Consider the following 20,670-nt stretch of genomic DNA (forward strand, 5'->3'; position numbering starts at 1 on the left):
ATTAAATAGATATTGATGATAAATTCGTCTATGGGCATCTCACAACTCCATTGTATTCTTGGTCGAAAACAATAGATTAGTGAGGTGCTCTTCTTTTTTCAATCACTTTCGAAGTTGAGAGTGGGGTTTCTATTCAATACCAATATACAGATCTACTTGCCCATACTCTAAATTACCACCAATATAATGCTCAAAATCGACATTATAAGTGCGTGTGTGCTCACAGTTTGAATCATGGAAATATTCCCACGCTTTCTCCCAAGCATTCATGACCGTATTTGGCATATGCCCTTCTTCAGAGAACACCAGATACCTGCCAGCAGGAATAGCCACTGTTACGACATCGCTAGAATGAGCAGCGCTAAGGATGTTTTCAGCACTAAGAACGTTGCTGTCTTCATTACTGTCTTCGTCACTATCCTGCCCTTCTACTGGCTCGCTTTTTACCTTCCAGCTCGCTACTACATCAAAAGCGCCTACTAGATCATCACTCTCATAGTTATGAAAAACACCATAAATATCTTCACCTTCAGAGAGATGCTCCACATGGTTTTGATAAAATTTTTGCCATAATCGACCCAATTTAGCCGTGTCATGGCTGATTTCTGCGTTATTCGTGGTACGAACACTGATACCTTTACAAACTATCGCTTCGGATAGCTCTTTGATTTTTGAAGTCATGTGCTTCCTATCCTATTTATATAATTTTTATTTGATATTTTAGGGAAATTAGAAGAGTCGAACTAGTCAGCCTCATCAATCCAATTCATCTGAATGGCTTCTAAGATGCCCTCATTTGAGCGTTGCGGGTCATCATCAAAGCCTTCAAGCTCAGTTACCCAGCGATGCAAATCGGTAAAGCGTATGTATTGCGGATCAGTTTCTGGGAATTTTTCATAAAGCTCAATCGCGATATCTAAGCTGTCTGTCCACTTCAACTTTTGCGGGGTCATAGTAACTCCTTAACTTTTATAATGTTAGAAAACAATCATATCAAGTCGTTTATCGACTTAATCGTTTGTCAATGTAATAGCCCCTATCCTACCAAACTTCGCCAACCAATTATAGCCAAGTTGGTTATGCAAACTCTCTTGAGTTCATCAATTAAGCAGATTGTGCGGACTTAATGGCCACTTGATGTTGATTCCAAGAATCGATAACGTCATTCGTCCGCTCGCCCAACATATCTAAAACTTCTGGCGCGCATTTACCTTTTTTATCGGTCAATACAAACTTAGTCATTCCTACGCCCATCAATTGATTTTTTACAAAGAATCTCGTTTCAAAATAGACGTATTTTTTATCCCAACCGGCAAGCTGACTATTTACCGTCATCTTATTAAGAAATTTAATTTCTTTGAGATAGACCATTTCTTGCATGGCAATAATCCAACCGAGATTTTTAATGCCTTTTTGATGACAGCATGCCATTAGCCAATGAGTGATATTAAGCTCAATAAAAGACAAGTAACGATAATTAGGCAGATGATCTCGAAAACCCATGTCATGCGGCAATACGCGGTATGAACGGACAATGGGTGCGGTTAAGACTTCTATACTCAGACTTGCGCTAGCTGATTGCTGCTTAAGTTGCTTTTTTAGTAAATGGACCATAATAAAAAAACGTATCAACATGTTCATAAATGGCTCTCTTAACTCTTATTTTGTGTAGGATTTAATTCAATATAAATGTGGCATACCTTAACGCAAAAAAAGCCACCTCAGTGACTTTTTTCGTGAAAATATTATTAGTAGATGATTAGCAATTAATGACCGCCGCCATTGATACTACGAACCATTTCTTCGACCATTTTCTTAGCATCGCCAAAGATCATCATGGTCTTGTCCATGTAGAACAAGCTGTTATCAAGTCCTGCATAACCTGTGCTCATTGAACGCTTGATGACCATGACCGTTTGCGCTTTGGTAACTTCCAAAATGGGCATACCAAAGATTGGCGACGTTGGATCCTCTTTTGCTGATGGGTTTACCACGTCGTTAGCACCAATGACCAAGACTACATCCGTACTGGCAAAGTCAGAGTTGATTTCATCCATCTCTAGGATGTCATCATAAGGCACATCCGCTTCCGCCAATAGTACGTTCATGTGTCCTGGCATACGACCTGCCACTGGATGAATAGCAAAGCGAACATTGACGCCTTCTTCTTTCAATAGCTCGTACAACTCTTTGACCGCATTCTGTGCACGACCTTGCGCCATACCATAACCGGGTACAATCACAACGTTACTGGCATTGGACATCAAGAAGCCAGCATCTTCTGCAGAGCCTGCTTTGTAGTTCTTTGGTGCACCATCATCACCGCCTGCAGCAGCAGCTGTCGTACCCATACCACCAAACAATACGTTGAGTAATGAGCGGTTCATGGCTTTACACATGATGTAAGACAAAATGGCACCTGATGAACCGACCAGTGAACCTGCAATAATCAGCATCGAGTTGCCAAGGGTAAAACCAATACCGGCTGCCGCCCAACCTGAGAATGAGTTCAATAGTGAGACAACCACTGGCATATCACCGCCACCGATTGGCGCAATCCACATCCAACCAAAGATAATGGCTAGTACAGTCATCGCATAGAATGCTGGTAGCGAATCAGTCATAAAATAGACCGCACCAAAACCAATCATCGCGATAAATAGAATCGCTTGTACCGGTTTAACCCAACCACCAACCAGCGTTTTCGCCCAGCTTTTTGCTGCTAATTTACCAAAAGCGAAGAATGATGCTGAAAAGGTAATCGCACCGATAAAGCAACCGATGAACAGCTCTAGACGAGTAATTGTGCTATAAGCTTCTTCAGTGTGTAGTACGGTTGCCAATGCAATGGCCACCGCTGCCAAACCAACAAATGAATGCATCAAAGCGACGGTTTCTGGCATTTGGGTCATGGCGACCGTTCTGGCCTTCCACATACCGACCACTGCACCCAAAACCATAGCACCGACAATCATCCATAAAATAGGACCTTCGGCTAGGAAGAATGTGGTAATAACAGCAATAGCCATCGCCGCCATACCGAAGCGGTTACCACGAATGGCTGTTTTTGGACTCGATAAACCACGTAACGTTAATACGAAAAGAATGGCGCCAACCAAATAAAACCAATCAGCATTGGTAGCGATGAAGTTCGTTAAGTCGCTCATGCGTCACCTCCATTATCAGCATCAACAACAGGCGCTTTTTTCACCTTGGGCTTAAACATGGAAAGCATGCGCTCAGTCACGGCAAAACCACCGAAAATATTGATACTGGCCAAAAATACGGCAAAGGCACCAAGCAAACTGGTCGGCGTGAACACAGAGCCGTCAATGGTAACCGTCTGTAGCATCGCACCGACGATGACAATACTTGATAAGGCGTTGGTCACAGCCATCAATGGCGTATGTAGCGCTGGGGTCACTCCCCAAACGACGTAATATCCCACAAAAATAGCGAGTACAAATACAGTGAAAATCGCTACAAATGGTGTGCTACTCATGGCTGCACCGGCTGGCGCTGCAGCTAAAACAGTGGCAATCATCTTATCCTCCTAAAAATTTATTCGTGTCTGGCAAATGTATGGTGACAAAGTGTGTAGTGATAGGCAGTCAAAACTAGCGTTTGGCTAGTCGTACCTGACTCTCATGCGTCACTGCCAGTGCGCCCTGAATCTCATCTTCCATATCTAAGTTCAGTGCCAGTTTGTTTGCTGAAGCGTCATCTGTAGCTGCAGGAGCAATTAAGGTGGTGATAAAGTTCACAAGGTTATTGGCGTACAAATCTGAAGACTGCGCCGCTAGCATTGATGGAATGTTGGCTGCACCAACGATACGCACACCATTGGCAGTAGTAATAGTTTCATTTGGCACACTGCCTTCTACGTTACCGCCTGTTCCAGCAGCCATATCAATCAGCACTGAACCCGCTTTCATTTTGGCAAGCGTGGCTCCATGTACCAAGCGCGGGGCGTTACGACCAGGAATCTGCGCCGTGGTAATGACGATATCAGCATTGCTTAATGCCTTGTCAACCACAGCTGCTTGGTCTTTGACATATTGCTCGGATGGTGTCCAAGCATAACCACCTGTAGACTTGGCGGTCTCAGCTTCTTCTGCACTCATCGGTACATCAAGCCACTTACCACCTAATGACTCTACTTGCTCACGAGCGGTCGGACGTAAATCGCTTGCTTCAACGACGGCACCTAAGCGCTTGGCTGTCGCAATGGCCTGCAAACCTGCAACACCCACACCCAAAATGACTACTTTAGCAGGTTTAACCGTACCCGCTGATGTCATGAACATCGGGAAAGGACGCGAATATTCATTGGCCGCGAGCAGTACCGCTTTATAACCAGCAAGGTTGGCTTGCGATGATAGAACATCCATATTTTGTGCACGTGATAAAGTGCGAGGTAACAGCTCCATCGCAAAGGCAGTCGCCCCTTTAGCAGCATAAGTATCCAGCTGCGTATTGCGATATGGGTCAAGCATACCAATCACGATTTGACCCGCGTTCAAGCTCTCTATCGCTGCAGCTGACAAGTCATGAACCGTAGTAATAATCTGAGACTGGGTGATTACCTCGGCGCTACTACTGGCAATGTCGGCACCGGCAGCCTGATACATCTCATCAGCGTAGTACGCTGCTTGACCTGCACCTGACTGTATGACGACTTCAAACCCAAGCTTACGCAGTTTTTTTACTGCGTCTGGGATTAGCGCGACACGGCTCTCGCTCGCGTTATCTGCACTGATTACACCGATTTTCATACCGTCTCCTTACTTACGTCTAATGACTATCTTTAATACCCTCAAAGCACATTTAAAAAAGCACAGGGGACAAAAAAGCCCTTGGTCGAGTTGGTTCAAAATTAATGACCAAAGGCTATCAATTTAATAAATGATGGCTACTTCACCATCATGCCTTTTTATTATAGAGATATCGTCCGCTAACTTTCATTGCCTAATGATGACCCACAAGTAAAATAAAAAGTTAGGCGTTTACACCATCCGTATAACTTTTATTGTTATATTAAAAACTTTTATTTTTCTACTAATGCTTATCCCTTATTATATAAAGGCTGAAAGCACTATTAATAACTCTTCAATTGTTTATAAATCATCAGTATATGCTTCAAAAACATAAAACAACCATGAGGCAGTCAAGTTTAATTTTGACATGCCGTATAATAAGATAGCTTGACATGTTAATAGGTCAGTCATTGATTCACTATAATAAGGAAGAACGATGTATTTTTTACTATCCCCTGCCAAGTCTTTGAATGAAACGGATGATATTCCTGTCAATCTCGGCAACTACTATAGTCAGCCTGAGCTTATAGAGCATTCGCAAGAGTTGATTAGAATACTAAAATCAAAAGAACCAATTGATTTGCAAGAACTGATGAGCATCTCTGACGATTTGGCCCAACTCAATGCTGAGCGCAATCAACAATGGAGCTGGAGCGAAGATAAGCCATTTGCTTTAGACAATGCCAAACCAGCGGGTTATTTATTTGATGGGGATGTTTATACTGGTCTTGATATGTATAACATGGATAAAGAAACGGCTATTTACGTCAATAAGCACTTAGGTATTTTGTCAGGTCTTTATGGTGTGCTAAAACCACTAGATTTGATTCAGCCGTATCGCTTAGAGATGGGCACTAAGCTGAAAAACGCGCGCGGTGACAACCTATATGAATTTTGGGGCGAGGAAGTGACTGATGTTATCAATGCACGCATGGCTGATAGCGAAGACAAAGTATTGATAAACCTGGCCTCCAATGAGTATTTTAAATCGGTCAAGAAAAAGGCCCTAAATGCTGAAATCATCACACCACGATTTGAAGATGAGAAAAATGGCAACTATAAAGTGATTAGCTTTTATGCCAAAAAAGCCCGTGGATTGATGGTGAAATATGCTGCTGACAATAAATTGACCAAGGCTGAGCAATTAAAGAACTTTGACTTGGCAAGATATTATTATGTCGATGAGCTGTCTGATGATAAGACATGGACGTTTAGACGAGATGAAGTGGACTCGTAATTATTAGCTAAGATATACTAAACTTGCATAAAAAAACCCCGATAAGCTCAGCCTATCGGGGTTTTGTTTGGGAAAAACGGACTAAAAACCTTCATTAAAAAAGCCCTGCTATCTTAACGATAACAGAGCTCTCGGTAGTTCAAACGCTTTCAAAAATATATATAAAAATCTAGTGAAAATCGTTTTATGGTTTGACTAAAGCAGTACGACTAGGCAACCAAGTGAAGATTGTACTGATAGTACATCGAACGAGGTTAACAACGTCTTACAAGTTTAGTCGAGGCATAAATTACATCATGCCGCCCATTCCACCCATACCGCCCATTCCACCAGCACCGCCCATGCCAGCCATACCATCATCACCTTGCGGTAAATCAGTAATCATGACTTCGGTCGTGAGCATGAGGCCTGCAACAGATGCAGCGTTTTCTAATGCTGAACGAGCAACTTTCGCTGGATCAAGGATACCCATCTCTAGCATATCACCATACTCGCCAGTCGCTGCGTTGTAACCGTAGTTACCGCTACCGCTCTTCACTTCGTTGACCACAACTGAAGCTTCTTCGCCAGAGTTGGTCACGATTTGACGTAATGGTGCTTCCATTGCGCGGCGTAGAATGTTCATACCGGCGTTTTGGTCGTCGTTATCGCCACGTAGCTCAGACAATGCATTCATTGCACGAACTAAGGCAACACCACCACCAGGGACAACGCCTTCTTCAACCGCTGCACGAGTCGCATGTAGCGCATCGTCAACACGATCTTTCTTCTCTTTCATTTCAGTTTCAGTTGCTGCGCCAACTTTAATAACCGCTACGCCGCCTGCCAGTTTTGCCACACGCTCTTGTAGCTTTTCTTTATCGTAGTCAGAGGTAGACTCTTCGATTTGACGGTTGATAGACTCAACGCGATTATCGATGTCTGCTTTGTTGCCAGCACCATCAACGATAACGGTGTTTTCTTTACCAACAGTGACTTTCTTTGCAGTACCAAGTTGTTCTAGAGTAGCAGTCTCTAAGCTTAAACCGATCTCTTCAGAGATAACCGTACCGCCAGTTAGTGTCGCGATATCTTCTAACATTGCTTTACGACGATCGCCAAATCCAGGTGCTTTAACCGCACAAGTTTTTAAACCACCACGCATATTGTTGACAACTAGCGTAGCCAATGCTTCGTTTTCGACGTCTTCAGCGATGATTAGCAATGGCTTGCTCTGCTGCATCACTTGCTCAAGTAATGGGACGATTTCACGGATATTGCTGATTTTTTTGTCAACAAGCAAGATATAAGGGTTTTCAAACTCAGCAGTCAAGCTGTCTTGCTTGTTGGCAAAGTATGGGCTGATATAACCACGGTCAAACTGCATACCTTCAACAACCTCTAAGGTATCCTCAAAGCTTGAACCTTCTTCAACAGTGATAACGCCTTGCTTACCCACTTTTTCCATCGCTTGAGAAATCAATTCACCGATTTTGGTGTCTGAGTTCGCAGAGATAGAGCCAACCTGAGCAATCGCTTTATGATCGTCAGCTGGGGTCGATAGCTTATGGATTTCTTTAACCGCTTCGCGTACTGCTTTGTCGATACCGCGTTTAAGATCCATTGGGTTCATGCCAGCGGCAACTGATTTCATGCCTTCTTGCAGGATTGACTGAGCCAATACGGTCGCAGTGGTTGTACCATCACCAGCGACATCATTAGTGCGGCTAGCAACTTCACGAACCAATTGCGCGCCCATGTTCTCAAATTTGTTTTCAAGCTCGATTTCTTTGGCAACTGATACACCATCTTTAGTGATGGTAGGAGCGCCAAATGATTTATCGATTACCACGTTACGACCTTTAGGGCCTAAGGTAACTTTTACTGCGTTTGCTAGAACGTTTACGCCGTCCATCATTTGTTTACGGGCATCAATGCCGAATTTTACGTCTTTTGCCATGTTAAATTACTCCACTATTATTAGTATGAGAATGCAATTAAATGTTTGAAAGATATTTTTTATAATGCTCTTGAGGCATAAATGGTGTTCGCTAAAAATAATTAGCTAAAATCGCCTCGTGGACAATTAGCCCTCAAGCACACCCAATACATCAGATTCTTTCATAATCAATAGCTCTTCGCCGTCAACTTTTACCGTTTGACCAGCATATTGACCGAACAAGACTTTGTCGCCAGCTTTTACATCTAACGCACGAGTTTCGCCATTGTCACGAATCTGGCCATTACCAGTTGCTAGCACTTCACCTTGTGATGGCTTTTCTTGAGCTGAACCAGGAAGCAAGATACCACCAGCAGTCTTTGTTTCTTCTTCTATGCGGCGGACGACAATACGGTCATGTAAAGGACGAATGTTCATCGATATGACTCCAAAAGTTGGTTATTAAAAGTAAGGGTTTATTTGAATTAATGGTCTCAATACCAAAATCTATAGGATGCGCTGCTAAAAACAGCACATTACAGATAAGCTTTGAGCTTGTATCAAAAAGTGGGGGCAAGGTGAGTTCGGTTCAAGTCTAAAGCTCAAAATTTTACAAGAATTTCGCACATTGTCGCTTATTCAGTCATTAAGAACCTTTTAAAAAGATAATTAGATTGAATTGCACGGTATTAAAGGCTTGAGCATTGTTCTAAAACAACAGGTTTACTATCGGATTCGGATTGTAATAGTAAGCGATGAGACGTGGGTACACTTCAATTATCACTGACCTTTTTAGTTACCCTGTCTTACTGCCTTTACAGCAAGTTACTAGCAGTCATAACGCTACCTTTATCAGCAATATTGATTACAAGAGGCAGACTCCAACCTTTGCCGCCACCCTTGAAAATGTAACAGATTATGACCATTATAGTCCTTGAGATCATAATAATAGTTATAAGTAAACGCTGACAGATCAGTTTGAAATCACATTAAGGAATATCCATGAGTTTTTTATTTAAAAACAATCAATCATTAACAAACCATTCAAATAACGGTAATCGCAGCACATCTAATTTTTTAACCACCTTAACCACAGGTGCCAGTATCGCTGCTATTGGAGCTTTGAGTATGACCGCACCTACCCTTGCTAACGCCAAGGCTATCCAGCCATCAAGCGCCAACTATAGCTTTACCGTGGAAGACAAATACAAAGGCACGGCGACTCGTACGCTTGCAAAATCAGGCAACACTTGGAAGTACGATGTTAATGCGCGAGTGGCGGGTGTTGCTAGTGCCACGCAACACAGCACGTTTACGATTAGCGGTAATAACGTCGTTCCGACGCAGGCAAGCACCACCTATAAGTTGCTAGGTCTTGGACGCACGCACAAGTTGAGTTTTAACCCAAGTGCTAAAAAGGTGACCAGTACTTATAAAGGTAAGACCACAACCCTGAATATGGCGCAGCAAGCCTTTGATGATTTAAGCTTAGAGGTACAAATTCGCCAAGATTTATTAAATGGTAAATTCTCTGGTAACTACTACATGGCAAAAAAAGACAAAGTAGAAAAAACCCCATTTAAAAAATCGGGCAATACTAGAATTACCGTGCCAGCAGGTACTTTCGATACGGTTCGTGTCGACCGTATTCATGATGATAACGGTCGCTCAACCAGTTTTTGGTTGGCACCGAGCTTAGACTACCTACCAGTAAAAGTAAGTCAGATTAATGATGGTAAGAAAATGGATTTAGAGTTAACCAAGACTAACTAAACCCTATATTGGCTAGCTATATATAACCTAACTTCTTTCACAAAAAAGCGGCACTCTACATGGAGTGCCGCTTTTTTGTGTCTTAAACTTCATTAAATGAATCACTTAGCGTGGTTGCTTGACCACATTATTCATCGAAGGCAGACGCTTTAGCAGGATAAACAGCCAAACATTGATAGCAAACAGTAGTACAAAGTCAACCAGATACACCCCTATCTCTGCCCAACTGCTGCCATAAGCACGAGTAAATAGCACCACACCACTAGCGCCTAGATAGACCAGTGTAAACATACTACCAACCAATAGCGCATAAGGCGAGCGACCACCCATGACCCACGGTGTTAAGATAAATGCTGGCACTAGCCATAGTGCTTGCCAAGCGATACCACCGACGATGTCAGGGCTACTCGGATTAAAAAGGCTAATAGAAACAGGCAAAGCGAGTAGTCTATAAGCCAACCAAATCAACCATGTCAGCATTAAACGCTGACGAATGGGGGCGATAGGCTTTTTAACCTTAACAGGCTTGCCGGCTTTTTTGACTGGTACGCTAGCCTTCACTTCATTGTCGGTTTGGTTTGTAGCCATTAGAGATACTTATTTCCTAATTAATAACGTTTACAGTAACGCCTTTTTAGAGTCGAAAGAGCTGAGCCAACGATAGCGCAGTCAATATAAGACACTGCAGGCTATAAAGCCCTCTAGCGTTTCCAGTTGGCTTGTGCCAATGCTGTCGCACTGATAGCCAAACGACGACCTTGAGCAATAGCCAACTCGCGCTCATCATTAGAGACAGGTTGATCGTGTAACGCACCGCTCACATGACTGGCACCATAAGGCGTACCACCACGGTTTGTGCGGTTCAGTGCAGGCTCCGCATAAGGCACACCGACGATAATCATACCGTGATGCATCAGCGGCAACATCATCGTTAGCAATGTCGATTCTTGACCACCATGCATCGAACCCGTTGCAGTAAATACTGAGGCAGGCTTATTCTGCAAATTACCCGCCAGCCATAATGTCACCGTATTGTCCCAAAAGTACTTCATGGGCGCCGCCATATTACCAAAATGTGTTGGGCTACCAAGCGCTAGACCGCTACAGTCTTTCAGATCATCCATGGTGCAATATAAGTCACCCTCGTCAGGTATCGCAGGCTTGCTTACAATGGTCTCAGGTGCGACCGTCGGCACCGTACGGATACGTGCTGTCATGCCAGCATCTTCAATACCTTGCGCGATAGCATATGCTAATGTCTTAGTCGTACCATAATTAGAATAATAGAGCACTAAAACATAAGGTTTGGCTTGACTCATTAGCAATACTTCCTCATAAAATCATTGACGTTATAGAATCATTAACGCTGTGAGCTAAGCTATATGTTTTTATTAGCGCTATGTTTTATTAGAGCTATGTATAGCAGCTGATAAGCATTATATAAATATGTGCACATTATGCCCCAGTCGTTCACTGACATGCAAACAACCTCGCGGTATATTGTAGCGAGTAAAACCTTGTAGGGGTTGCTGCTGTGCATTTTGACACAAATAAATGGCAGATGATAAGCGCCTATCTTTGTTACACTACTGTCACTCTAATCCCTGCTAAATGGTCGATATGGAAAACTTATCAAAAAAAATCCCGTTTTTACATCAGCGCTGGTTTCAATTTTTGCGATTCCTGACTCGGCACTTTTTTGAAGACAACTGCCAACAAAAAGCGGCATCGCTGACTTACACCACCATGCTATCGATTGTACCGGTATTAACAGTGCTATTGATGATTCTCTCCTCTGTACCGGCGCTAGCCTCTGTCAGGGCGCAGATATATGAGGTGATTTATAGTAACTTATTGCCGCAATCGAGCATGCAGGTCAGTGAGTATATCAACAGCTTCGCCGAGAAGTCGTCAAACCTGACCATTATCGGTGCAATGGTGTTGTTTTTTACCACCATCATGACCTTGACGACTATTGAGCGCGCTTTTAACCAAATCTGGCGAGTAGAAAACCGCTCAGGTGGTATCAAAAGTATGCTGCGCTATTGGACAATCGTGACATTGGGACCCATGGTATTGGGTACGGCATTTATTGCCTCGAGCGCAGTACAAAGTCTGAGTTTCTTAAACCGCCAAATCGCAGGCTATGGTATTGATTGGTCTTTTTGGGTACAAGCGGTGTCTGTTGGTGTGACTATCGCTGGTTTTATTGGCATGTATTGGTTTATCCCTAAAGCACGTGTCCCTGCGAAAAACGCTGCCATCGCTGGGCTATTTGTCGCCATTGTTTTTGAGTTGATGAAGCACCTTTTTGGTACCGTGATGGCGAACTTTACCAGTTATGAAGCCATTTATGGGGCGTTTGCTGCACTGCCAATTTTCTTACTATGGATATATCTGTCTTGGAATTTAATCCTATTGGGTGTGGAGATTAGCTATACGCTGACCATTTTTGAGACCGAGGAAGTCTATCCTCGTCATCCATTATTCAGCTTACTCGACATGCTCAACCTTGTGTACACCCATCACCTAAAAGGTGAAGCTGTCAGCGAACAAGCACTGCGTAATGTGCTAGGCCGCAAGGAGCTGCCAAAATGGTATACCTATATCAATTACCTACAAGACAGTAACCTCATCACCATGACTGAAGACGAAGATTATGTACTCAAAAAAGACTTGAGTAAGATGACGCTATGGGATTTTTATCGCACGCTGCCTTACCCCTTACCTATTAAAGACGAGCTTGATGAGATGAGAATCGAAGACCAAAAGCCTTGGCTAAGTCTATTGGTCGAGCGCTTTGAGCATACCGAAGCTTATGCCAAGCAGCAGCTAGACTTACCGTTAAATGCTATTTTTATCAACGCTGAGCCACGTAAAAAATCATCATCTGATAAAAAAGGCATTCATAAAAAAAGCACTCCTAGCTTATTTAGGAAGACTGCGATTTCCACACCTGCTGATTTAGCAAAGAGCGATTCAAAAGTTGAAGATGACCCACGCTTTGACCCCATCGCTTATGACAAAGACAGTGATATTGAATGTGATCAACATAATAATGAGGTAGTGATTCCGATGGGCTCAGGCGCGTCCCCTAATAAAAAAGAAACGAGTAGGCGTGAGCATAAGAGCACTATTATCACTGAAGCAGATAACCCTAAAGTGCGCTAAAGAAATCGAATTGAGAGTGCAAGCTAACTAATAATAAGATTAGGGCATGTTCTTAATCTGAGCATTAAGTTTTATATAGACTAACCCAGCCTCAGGCTCTACTGTCATTTTTATTGTATTTTCAAACACATGAATTTGTATGGTAAAGTTATTCTACTTGCAGCATTGTCATGTATCTAGCCATTTTATTTATACTGGCACTCTTATTCATCAGAGTATTCAGCTTACCTATGGCGCTGTTTTACGATAGATAGAATCTTGTGCTATTTTTGGAGCATATAACCTTGAATACACCCCCTGAAAGTGGCCTTTTCAAACGACTACTCATAGCAATGACACAGGGGCTAAAACAATTCTCGCAGCTATGGTCGCTACAGACATTGGCCGACCTACCTGATCGCCTAAGAAATCTATGGCAGGAGTTAATTGGTTCTTATTGGTTTATTCCGACGGCGTGCGTCATCGTCGGTATATTGCTTGCACCTTTATTAGTAACTATCGATCAGCACTTTGACCGTGAGACAGTTCGAGAAATCACGTTTGCCTTCACTGGTGATGACGATGCCGCCCGTGCCATCATGACATCGATTGCCGGAGCCGTCTTGGGTGTCGCTGGTACCACGTTCTCGATTACGATTGCTGTATTATCGATGGCGTCTTCACAGTTTGGGCCGCGATTGTTACGTAACTTTTTGACAGACACACCCAATCAGTTTGTATTGGGTGCCTTCATTGGTACTTTTAGCTATAGTTTGTTGGTGCTCAAGTCTATTCATAAATACGACGTTGCTTTTGGCGTACCACAACTGGCAGTGACTTTTGCCATTATCATGGCCATTATCTGTGCCCTACTTTTGGTGTACTTCATTCAACATATGGTACACGCCATCCAAGCGTCTCATGTCATTCAAAACGCCAGCAATGACGCTATCAATAACATTCACTATTGGTATAGTGACCATTGCGATATTCAGCATCAGCGTGATGTCGAGCACCACGACGTCGAGCAGTTCCATACTTGGCAAGCTGTGCCCATTTATCCGCCCTGTTCAGGCTACCTGCAGCAAGTCTATCTAGAGTCCTTGATTACCCTAACACAAGAGTATGGCGGCGTGGTGCAGATGCACACCAATCTTGGCGACTATGTCACTGATAAAAACGTCATTGGCTACTTTTATCAACGTCCTGTTGACCACCCGAATAATCAACAAAAAACCGCAACACCGCATTTAGCAATCATACCGCGCGCGCCTGATGGCATGTTTTGGCAGCGTTTTTCGGGTTGTATTCGTATTGAGCAGCGCTTAGCACACTCTAATGATATCGCTTATAGTTTAGGGCAAATGACGGAAATCGCAGTACGAGCCCTATCTCCTGGTATTAACGACCCGAAGACCGCTGTTAACTGCGTGCAGTCACTGACAAGCTGCTTAAGTATTATGATGCGTCGTCAGCCACCCAGTCCGTATCACTTTTATTCGCCAACACAAAATGATGATAGCAACTCAAAAGACAACCCTCCCAAAAAGGCAATGAATGATCAGCGAGTCGCCATTTTAGCGGTCGTTACTTATACGCCCAAAATATCAGAGTTCATCGAAACGTCACTTGGCGAAATCAGACGCTATGCCACTGCGGATCTTATGGTGCTAAAAGCCCTGTGTCAGGCCATGGTCGATCTCAATTATTCTCGAGTCAATAACTCACAGCAGCAGACTTTATTGCATGAGCTACATCTGATTGAACGCGCTGGCGCAGAAAACCTAAGCTATCAAGAGCTAATAGATGACCTAATGGATATGTGTCAACAAGCTAAGGAGTTTATCCTTAATAAGGATTCGCAGCATCAGCACTTTGACTATATCAGTGAATTTGACGCTGATATTCGTCAAGCACTACAGATGCCATCAAGTTAATTGTCAGCATAATCATTTCACTATAAATTAAGAGACATATTACCTGTTTATGTAACGCTCATGAGCTGCCTGCTTAGAGAACTTCATCATCCATACGAGACCTGTTTTATGGCATCTGCAACCAGCCTGACCATACTTGAAATCAGCGCCATATTTTTATCTATTACCGCCTTACTAACCTACGTCAATCACAAATTTATTGGTTTGCCGACTACCATCGGTGTAATGGTTATCTCTATTGTTCTATCTATTGGTGCGATTTTTTTAGGATTCTTAGGGTTCGATCAACTGATTGATTATGAGGTCAGCTTATTAGAACAGCTTGATTTTACCGAAGTGCTATTAGATGGCATGCTCTCGATGCTTTTATTTGCAGGTGCCCTCCATGTCAATATCGGCGACTTAAAACGCTATAAACTACCCATCGGTATTCTTGCTGGTATTGGCACTATCGTCTCAGCCATGCTCATCGCCACAGCACTCTACCTTATGTTGCCCTTGTTTGGGTTTGGGTTGCCATTTCTATGGTGTCTGTTATTTGGTGCTTTGATATCACCGACTGACCCAATTGCGGTGATGGGCATCCTCTCCTCAGCCGGTGCACCAAAAAGCATCGAGACCGTCATCGCTGGCGAGTCTCTGTTTAATGATGGTATTGGTGTCGTTATTTTCGTCCTCCTACTGGGCATTTTAACCAGCGGTGATATTCCAACGGCCAATTATGTGGCGCATACCTTAGCGGTTGAAGCTGGCGGCGGTGTGGTCTTTGGCTTGGTACTTGGTGGTATATTGTATTACCTAATAAAAAGTATCGACAGTTACCAAGAAGAGGTGTTATTGACGCTCGCCGGTGTGATTGGTGGTTATGCACTTGCCAGCCACTGGCATTTATCAGGGCCCCTAGCAATGGTTATGATGGGCTTGATGGTGGGCAACCGTGGGCGCGCCTTAGCCATGAGTGATAAAACGCGGCACTATATTGATTTGTTTTGGGAATTAATCGATGAGATATTAAACGCGATTTTATTCGTATTAATCGGTTTAGAAGTGGTGATGATCGCTTATTCAGGCAACTTATTTATCGCTGCTGGATTGACGATTTTGATTGCTTTGCTTGCGCGCTTTATTGTTGTGGGCATGACCACCAAGACTTTTCATCGCCAGCTTGATTTGCCGACAGGTGCATGGAAAGTACTGACGTGGGGTGGATTACGTGGTGGCATCTCAGTGGCTTTGGTACTGCAATTGCCGACTGGATCAGAGCGCGATATATTGTTGGCACTCACTTACGCCGTGGTCATATTCTCTATTTTAGTACAGGGATTGAGCGTTGGAAAAGTGGCCAAAAGCATTCGTCCTGACAACAATACCGCAACGCTATAGTCAATAAGTTTTTAGGTGAATGCTTCTAGAATGACGCTAAGACGAAGCACTATACTAAAAGCCAGCTAAAGGGGAGCTCTTAAGCTGGCTTGTTTCAATTGATATGATTGTTTGCTGAACGCTTTATATCAACCCTTTTCGTTTCATATTACGATAAACCACGAATACGATAACAATATTTGAGATCAGTATTGCCAGCTTAAACCAATCAAATGGTCGGGCTATTAAATAGTAAACTTCGATAGGAATGAATACCCCATAACCAAGTACGCCGAACCAATATGCCCATGTCTTATCTTGCCACAAACCATAGGCTTCAATAAAACGTAGGCTAGCATAAGCAAAAATCAATAATAGAAATATAGGCCAATTTTTACTGGCCTGCTGTGCAATCCGTACTGCACTATCAATTTGTGGTGCCAGTAGCTGTCCAAAGGTCTGTTGCCATGAGTCAGTGGCAGTCGTTAGCCATTGCTCAAGGTTGCCGTGCCAAGACCACAACGCCCCTGCTCCTAGCAGCGCGCCTACCCCTTTGACCACCTCATAGATAGCGACTGCCTTAATAGACTCACTAGCAGTACTTTGCATTTTGTTTGGTCGATTAGCCAAGTCATGAGTGTTATCCTTCGAGGATGGCGGCAAACGGTCATCCTGTCGGGGCAAGTTAGCCAAAGAAAGTCTCCACAACACGGCCCTGCAACTGCTGATTAAAAAATGGCGTATTCTTACCATTCGATAGCATAGATTCGGTGGTCACCTGCCATTTAAGATTGGGGTCAACCAATACTGCGCCGCCAATATTTTCGTACTGCTCACTGATACCAGCGATTTTTGCAGGGTTCAGACAAATTTTATCCACCAGTTGCTCTAAAGTTAATACCTCATCATGTACCAGCTGACAGGCCAGCGCCATAAAGGTATCAAAGTTTGAGATACCTGGGGTACTCTCAGCAAAGGGCGCTTTTTTTGCCGTACTGTTCAGTGGCTCATGATGACTACAGATGGCATCGATGGTACCGTCTTTTAAGCCGCGGCGAATGGCTTGCTGATCGGTATTACTACGTAGCGGCGGTAATACATAAGCTTGGGCATTAAAGCCTTCCAAGTTATCATCGGTCAAATACAGCTGATGCATGGCCACATCGCAAGTCACTGGCAAGCCTTTATCTTTTGCCCAACGCATCAATTCAATAGAAGACTTACAAGACAATTGGCTAAAGTGAGCAGCAATCCCAGTTTCTTCAACCATCAGCAACTGTGTAGACAAAGCAACCGTCTCAGCAATCCACGGGATTCCTTGTAGCCCATGATATGAGGCGATATAGCCTTCGTGTGCCACACCTTCACCAGACAGGCTTGGTTCATCAGGATAAAAGAACACCTTCATCCCAAAAGTGGCAGCATACTCTAATGTACGTAGCAGAACCAAGTCATTGCTAAAAGGTCTACGAGCATTAGAAACAGCAATACAGCCGCCTTTTTTTAGACCCGCGATATTAGAGGGTCGTTCACCTTCTAGTCCCGCAGTCAACGCCCCTAAAATATGTAAGTAAATACCGCCATCGCTTAGTGCGCGTTCTCGTAGCCCTTTAAGTAGAGAGCCATTTTCTAAAATCGGTGTGGTATCAGGCGGAATAACCACATGTAAAAACCCATTACCACGAGCAGCTGAGCCTTCTGACTTTAATGTACCGTGCTGCTGTTGGCCTGGCTCACGCAAACGAGCGCACAAATCAACCAATGGCGGCAGCAACCACATCTCTTGTCCTGTGTCTAAAGTAGCCAGCTTGTCCATTACAACACTTGGTAATGATTTTTGAAAATTTTGTGGTAACTGGTTGAGTATCGTGGCATCAGTGTTTATCGTATGAGACATGAGCGTTATTACCGTATCAATAAAATGAGTTAAATAAGAATGAAAGAGTAGTCAGAGTATTACAGTCTTGCCGCCTGATGAGCGCGCTGACCTTCCATTGCCAACGACAACACCGCCATACGAATAGCAATACCGTTATTTACCTGCTTCAAAATCACAGACTGCGCACCATCAGCAACACTCGATGCAATCTCAACACCTCGATTCATGGGTCCTGGATGCATGACTAACGCATCAGGCTTGGCCAAGGCCACACGCTCTGGCGTAATACCGTAGTGCTTATAATATTCACTCGATGACGCCAACAATGGAGAGCCGATGCGCTCATTCTGTATTCTTAGCCCCATAATGACATCACAATCGCTGACACATTCGTTCATATTTTCATAAACTTGCACACCGAAACGCTCAATGCCTTTAGGCAATAAAGTACGCGGCGCGCAGACACGAATGTCTTTCACGCCTAACGTTTGTAACGCACTGATATCAGAGCGGGCCACTCGCGAATGCTTAATATCGCCCACGATAGCCACTGACAGCTCCTCAAAAGGCCGTGGCGCCTCACGATGAATGGTTAGCATATCGAGCATGCCTTGTGTTGGGTGTGCGTGCCAGCCATCACCGCCATTGATGATTGCAATATCAGGCGTCACTTCTGTCGCCATAAAGTGTGCAGCACCAGATGCCGAATGTCGTACCACAAAAATATCTGCGGTCATGGCTTGCAGGTTCCATAACGTATCACGCAGGCTTTCGCCTTTTTTGGTACTAGAACGCTCAATATCGATATTCAACACATTGGCGCCCAAGCGTTTTTCAGCCACTTCAAAGGTCGTTCGGGTACGTGTTGAAGGCTCAAAAAACAGATTCATCACCGTATAGCCTTCAAGTTCAGGACGGTTGATTAACTGCCCATTGTCATCAAAAAATGTCTCGGCTTTGGCGATAATAGCCTGTAACTGCGCTTTATTAAGTCCTTCTATACCCAAAAAGTGACGAATACTACCATCGGTATTGAGCTGCGGACGACTCAATGACGTGTTGAGCTTTTGATGAATGGTATCGGGATCAAATTTTGCGTAATCAGTCGGCGAAACCGTATGTGATAAGCGGCTGTCGAGAGCGTTTGAGGCATTTGGCGTTTTTGACATAGTGACAAGTCTTTATTATGAGTTGATATGAGTCTATCGCAATTATTAATTTATCTTTTTTAATCATTTGAGGCTGATATACATAGATACAAGGACATTTTGACGCTTATTTGCTACAATTTACCCTAACAACACCACCTCTATTTAGTCAGACTGGTGACCTGCTCATTGATGTCAGTAGACTTATGACAATTATTACTGAAATAAGCACCATGAAATTAGCTGACCTGAATCATAGATAAATAATTATAGCTATAGTGTAGCTGATTTTGTGGTCAGGACAAAGATGCGGTATAAGCTATTTAATAACTTACCTGCTAAAGATTCGCTGAATACCAGTAAAGCTGCGCTAAATATAATGCCGCCTACTCGCTTTATCTAACTTTTACCTACTTTATCTTTCATCTCCATACCCTCTATTTATTCCATTTATTAGGAAGCCTTATGACGACCTTAGCAAACTACCTAAACACTCACGCTAATCATCCTGCACTTAATGACGTCATTACTACTGTCACCGATGTTGGCAAGACCATCTCTCAACTGCTCAGAAAAGGGGCTTTAGCGGACATATTAGGTGAAGCTGGTAATCAAAACGTCCAAGGCGAAGATCAAAAGAAGCTAGACGTATTGGCCAATGATTTATTATTAGATGCTTTGGCAAAAAATGCTCACTGTGCAGGCGTTGCTTCAGAAGAATTAGATGATGCCACTCCTGCCAATCCCGATGGTAGCTTATTGGTATTGTTTGACCCACTTGACGGCTCATCGAACATCGATATCAATATGGCAGTTGGAACCATTTTTTCTATCTTACCGTATCAACGCCAAGGTCAAAACAGCGAAAACAGTGACTTTTTGCAAGCCGGTAATCAACAGCTAGCCGCCGGTTATTTGCTATATGGCACCTCGACGGTATTGGCACTGACTATTACCGATAATGTTGTGATGTTTAGCTTAGACCCTGATACCAATGAGTATGTTCTTATAGAAGAAAATGTCCAAATCGATGCTGATACCAGCGAATACGCTATCAATGCTTCAAACTATCGTTACTGGCGCGCGCCGATGCAACAATATATCGACGAACTCATTGCTGGCAAAACTGGTGTTCGTGGCCGCGATTTTAATACCCGCTGGGTGGCTGCCATGGTTGGTGATGTGCATCGCATCTTATGTCGCGGCGGACTTTTCACGTATCCATTTGATACTAAAGATGCCAATAAGGCGGGCAAGCTACGCCTCATGTATGAAGCCAATCCGATGAGCTTATTGATTGAGCGTGCTGGCGGCGCGGCAACAGACGCAGTCAATCGTATCTTAGATATAGTACCAAACGATATTCACCAACGTGTCCCTGTGGTACTTGGCAGCAGAAATGAAGTGGCGTATGTAAAAGACTTACATGTAAAGCACGCTGATAAATAA

Annotated in this window: 19 protein-coding genes; 6 read left to right on the plus strand and 13 right to left on the minus strand. The window is 43.5% G+C overall.

The features are described 5' to 3' along the window. Positions 1-129: 129 nt before the first annotated feature. The 6 genes from QL919_RS12210 to QL919_RS12235 all read right to left on the minus strand — a co-directional run bounded on the left by QL919_RS12210 (position 130) and on the right by QL919_RS12235 (position 4,775). A complete protein-coding gene (locus QL919_RS12210; protein ID WP_290189761.1) occupies positions 130-681 on the minus strand; it encodes a GyrI-like domain-containing protein in 552 nt (183 codons plus the stop codon). Between the two features lie 62 nt (positions 682-743). Beyond that, positions 744-953 carry a Fe-S cluster assembly protein IscX gene (gene iscX, locus QL919_RS12215; RefSeq protein WP_011279849.1) on the minus strand — a complete coding sequence of 70 codons (210 nt, stop codon included), beginning with the start codon at positions 951-953 and terminating at the stop codon, positions 744-746. Between the two features lie 151 nt (positions 954-1,104). Continuing rightward, complete coding sequence (locus QL919_RS12220) at positions 1,105-1,641, minus strand: acyl-CoA thioesterase (RefSeq protein ID WP_290189762.1); 537 nt, start codon at positions 1,639-1,641, stop codon at positions 1,105-1,107. Positions 1,642-1,766: 125 nt separating this feature from the next. Next, on the minus strand, positions 1,767-3,167 hold the full coding sequence (locus QL919_RS12225; protein ID WP_288727214.1) for an NAD(P)(+) transhydrogenase (Re/Si-specific) subunit beta: 1,401 nt from the start codon (positions 3,165-3,167) through the stop codon (positions 1,767-1,769). Continuing rightward, positions 3,164-3,502 carry a proton-translocating transhydrogenase family protein gene (locus QL919_RS12230; RefSeq protein WP_290189785.1) on the minus strand — a complete coding sequence of 113 codons (339 nt, stop codon included), beginning with the start codon at positions 3,500-3,502 and terminating at the stop codon, positions 3,164-3,166. Before QL919_RS12230 ends, QL919_RS12225 begins: the two co-directional genes overlap by 4 nt. 115 nt (positions 3,503-3,617) lie before the next feature. After that, entirely contained in the window at positions 3,618-4,775 is a 1,158-nt protein-coding gene (locus QL919_RS12235) for an NAD(P) transhydrogenase subunit alpha (RefSeq protein ID WP_290189763.1), read from the minus strand. A gap of 478 nt (positions 4,776-5,253) precedes the next feature. Between QL919_RS12235 and yaaA the strand changes: the two genes are divergently transcribed. Next, a complete protein-coding gene (yaaA, locus tag QL919_RS12240) occupies positions 5,254-6,054 on the plus strand; it encodes a peroxide stress protein YaaA (protein WP_290189764.1) in 801 nt (266 codons plus the stop codon). A gap of 289 nt (positions 6,055-6,343) precedes the next feature. Here yaaA and groL read toward each other — a convergent pair whose 3' ends face one another. After that, a complete protein-coding gene (gene groL / locus QL919_RS12245; protein ID WP_290189765.1) occupies positions 6,344-7,993 on the minus strand; it encodes a chaperonin GroEL in 1,650 nt (549 codons plus the stop codon). A 126-nt stretch (positions 7,994-8,119) separates the two neighbouring features. Continuing rightward, the gene (locus tag QL919_RS12250; protein ID WP_010196840.1) at positions 8,120-8,410 is read right to left on the minus strand and encodes a co-chaperone GroES; all 291 of its coding nucleotides are present in this window, start codon (positions 8,408-8,410) and stop codon (positions 8,120-8,122) included. A 564-nt stretch (positions 8,411-8,974) separates the two neighbouring features. Here QL919_RS12250 and QL919_RS12255 point away from each other — a divergent pair. Further along, complete coding sequence (locus QL919_RS12255; protein WP_290189766.1) at positions 8,975-9,745, plus strand: DUF3108 domain-containing protein; 771 nt, start codon at positions 8,975-8,977, stop codon at positions 9,743-9,745. Positions 9,746-9,850: 105 nt separating this feature from the next. On the opposite strand, the gene QL919_RS12260 is transcribed toward QL919_RS12255, so the two are convergent. After that, positions 9,851-10,333: a hypothetical protein gene (locus QL919_RS12260; RefSeq protein WP_290189767.1), complete on the minus strand. Its 483-nt coding sequence runs from the start codon at positions 10,331-10,333 to the stop codon at positions 9,851-9,853. A 113-nt stretch (positions 10,334-10,446) separates the two neighbouring features. Continuing rightward, positions 10,447-11,064, minus strand: a complete 618-nt coding sequence (gene wrbA, locus QL919_RS12265; protein WP_290189768.1) for an NAD(P)H:quinone oxidoreductase — start codon at positions 11,062-11,064, stop codon at positions 10,447-10,449. Positions 11,065-11,365: 301 nt separating this feature from the next. Between wrbA and QL919_RS12270 the strand changes: the two genes are divergently transcribed. The 3 genes from QL919_RS12270 to QL919_RS12280 all read left to right on the plus strand — a co-directional run bounded on the left by QL919_RS12270 (position 11,366) and on the right by QL919_RS12280 (position 16,215). After that, on the plus strand, positions 11,366-12,916 hold the full coding sequence (locus tag QL919_RS12270) for a YihY family inner membrane protein (protein WP_290189769.1): 1,551 nt from the start codon (positions 11,366-11,368) through the stop codon (positions 12,914-12,916). A gap of 284 nt (positions 12,917-13,200) precedes the next feature. Next, positions 13,201-14,832: a DUF2254 domain-containing protein gene (locus QL919_RS12275; protein WP_290189770.1), complete on the plus strand. Its 1,632-nt coding sequence runs from the start codon at positions 13,201-13,203 to the stop codon at positions 14,830-14,832. 108 nt (positions 14,833-14,940) lie between these two features. Further along, positions 14,941-16,215: a sodium:proton antiporter gene (locus QL919_RS12280; protein WP_290189771.1), complete on the plus strand. Its 1,275-nt coding sequence runs from the start codon at positions 14,941-14,943 to the stop codon at positions 16,213-16,215. A 123-nt stretch (positions 16,216-16,338) separates the two neighbouring features. Here QL919_RS12280 and QL919_RS12285 read toward each other — a convergent pair whose 3' ends face one another. From QL919_RS12285 to QL919_RS12295, 3 genes are all read right to left on the minus strand, one after another. Then, on the minus strand, positions 16,339-16,887 hold the full coding sequence (locus QL919_RS12285) for a DUF2127 domain-containing protein (RefSeq protein WP_290189772.1): 549 nt from the start codon (positions 16,885-16,887) through the stop codon (positions 16,339-16,341). Further along, positions 16,880-18,010, minus strand: coding sequence for a dihydroorotase (locus tag QL919_RS12290; protein WP_290189786.1), 1,131 nt, complete (start codon positions 18,008-18,010; stop codon positions 16,880-16,882). The genes QL919_RS12285 and QL919_RS12290 overlap by 8 nt, the downstream gene beginning before the upstream one ends. A 140-nt stretch (positions 18,011-18,150) precedes the next feature. Next, a complete protein-coding gene (locus QL919_RS12295; protein WP_290189773.1) occupies positions 18,151-19,242 on the minus strand; it encodes an aspartate carbamoyltransferase catalytic subunit in 1,092 nt (363 codons plus the stop codon). A 444-nt stretch (positions 19,243-19,686) separates the two neighbouring features. Between QL919_RS12295 and QL919_RS12300 the strand changes: the two genes are divergently transcribed. Continuing rightward, complete coding sequence (locus tag QL919_RS12300) at positions 19,687-20,670, plus strand: class 1 fructose-bisphosphatase (protein ID WP_290189774.1); 984 nt, start codon at positions 19,687-19,689, stop codon at positions 20,668-20,670.

It is taken from the genome of Psychrobacter sp. APC 3426 (assembly GCF_030408035.1).
Taxonomy (GTDB): Bacteria; Pseudomonadota; Gammaproteobacteria; order Pseudomonadales; family Moraxellaceae; genus Psychrobacter.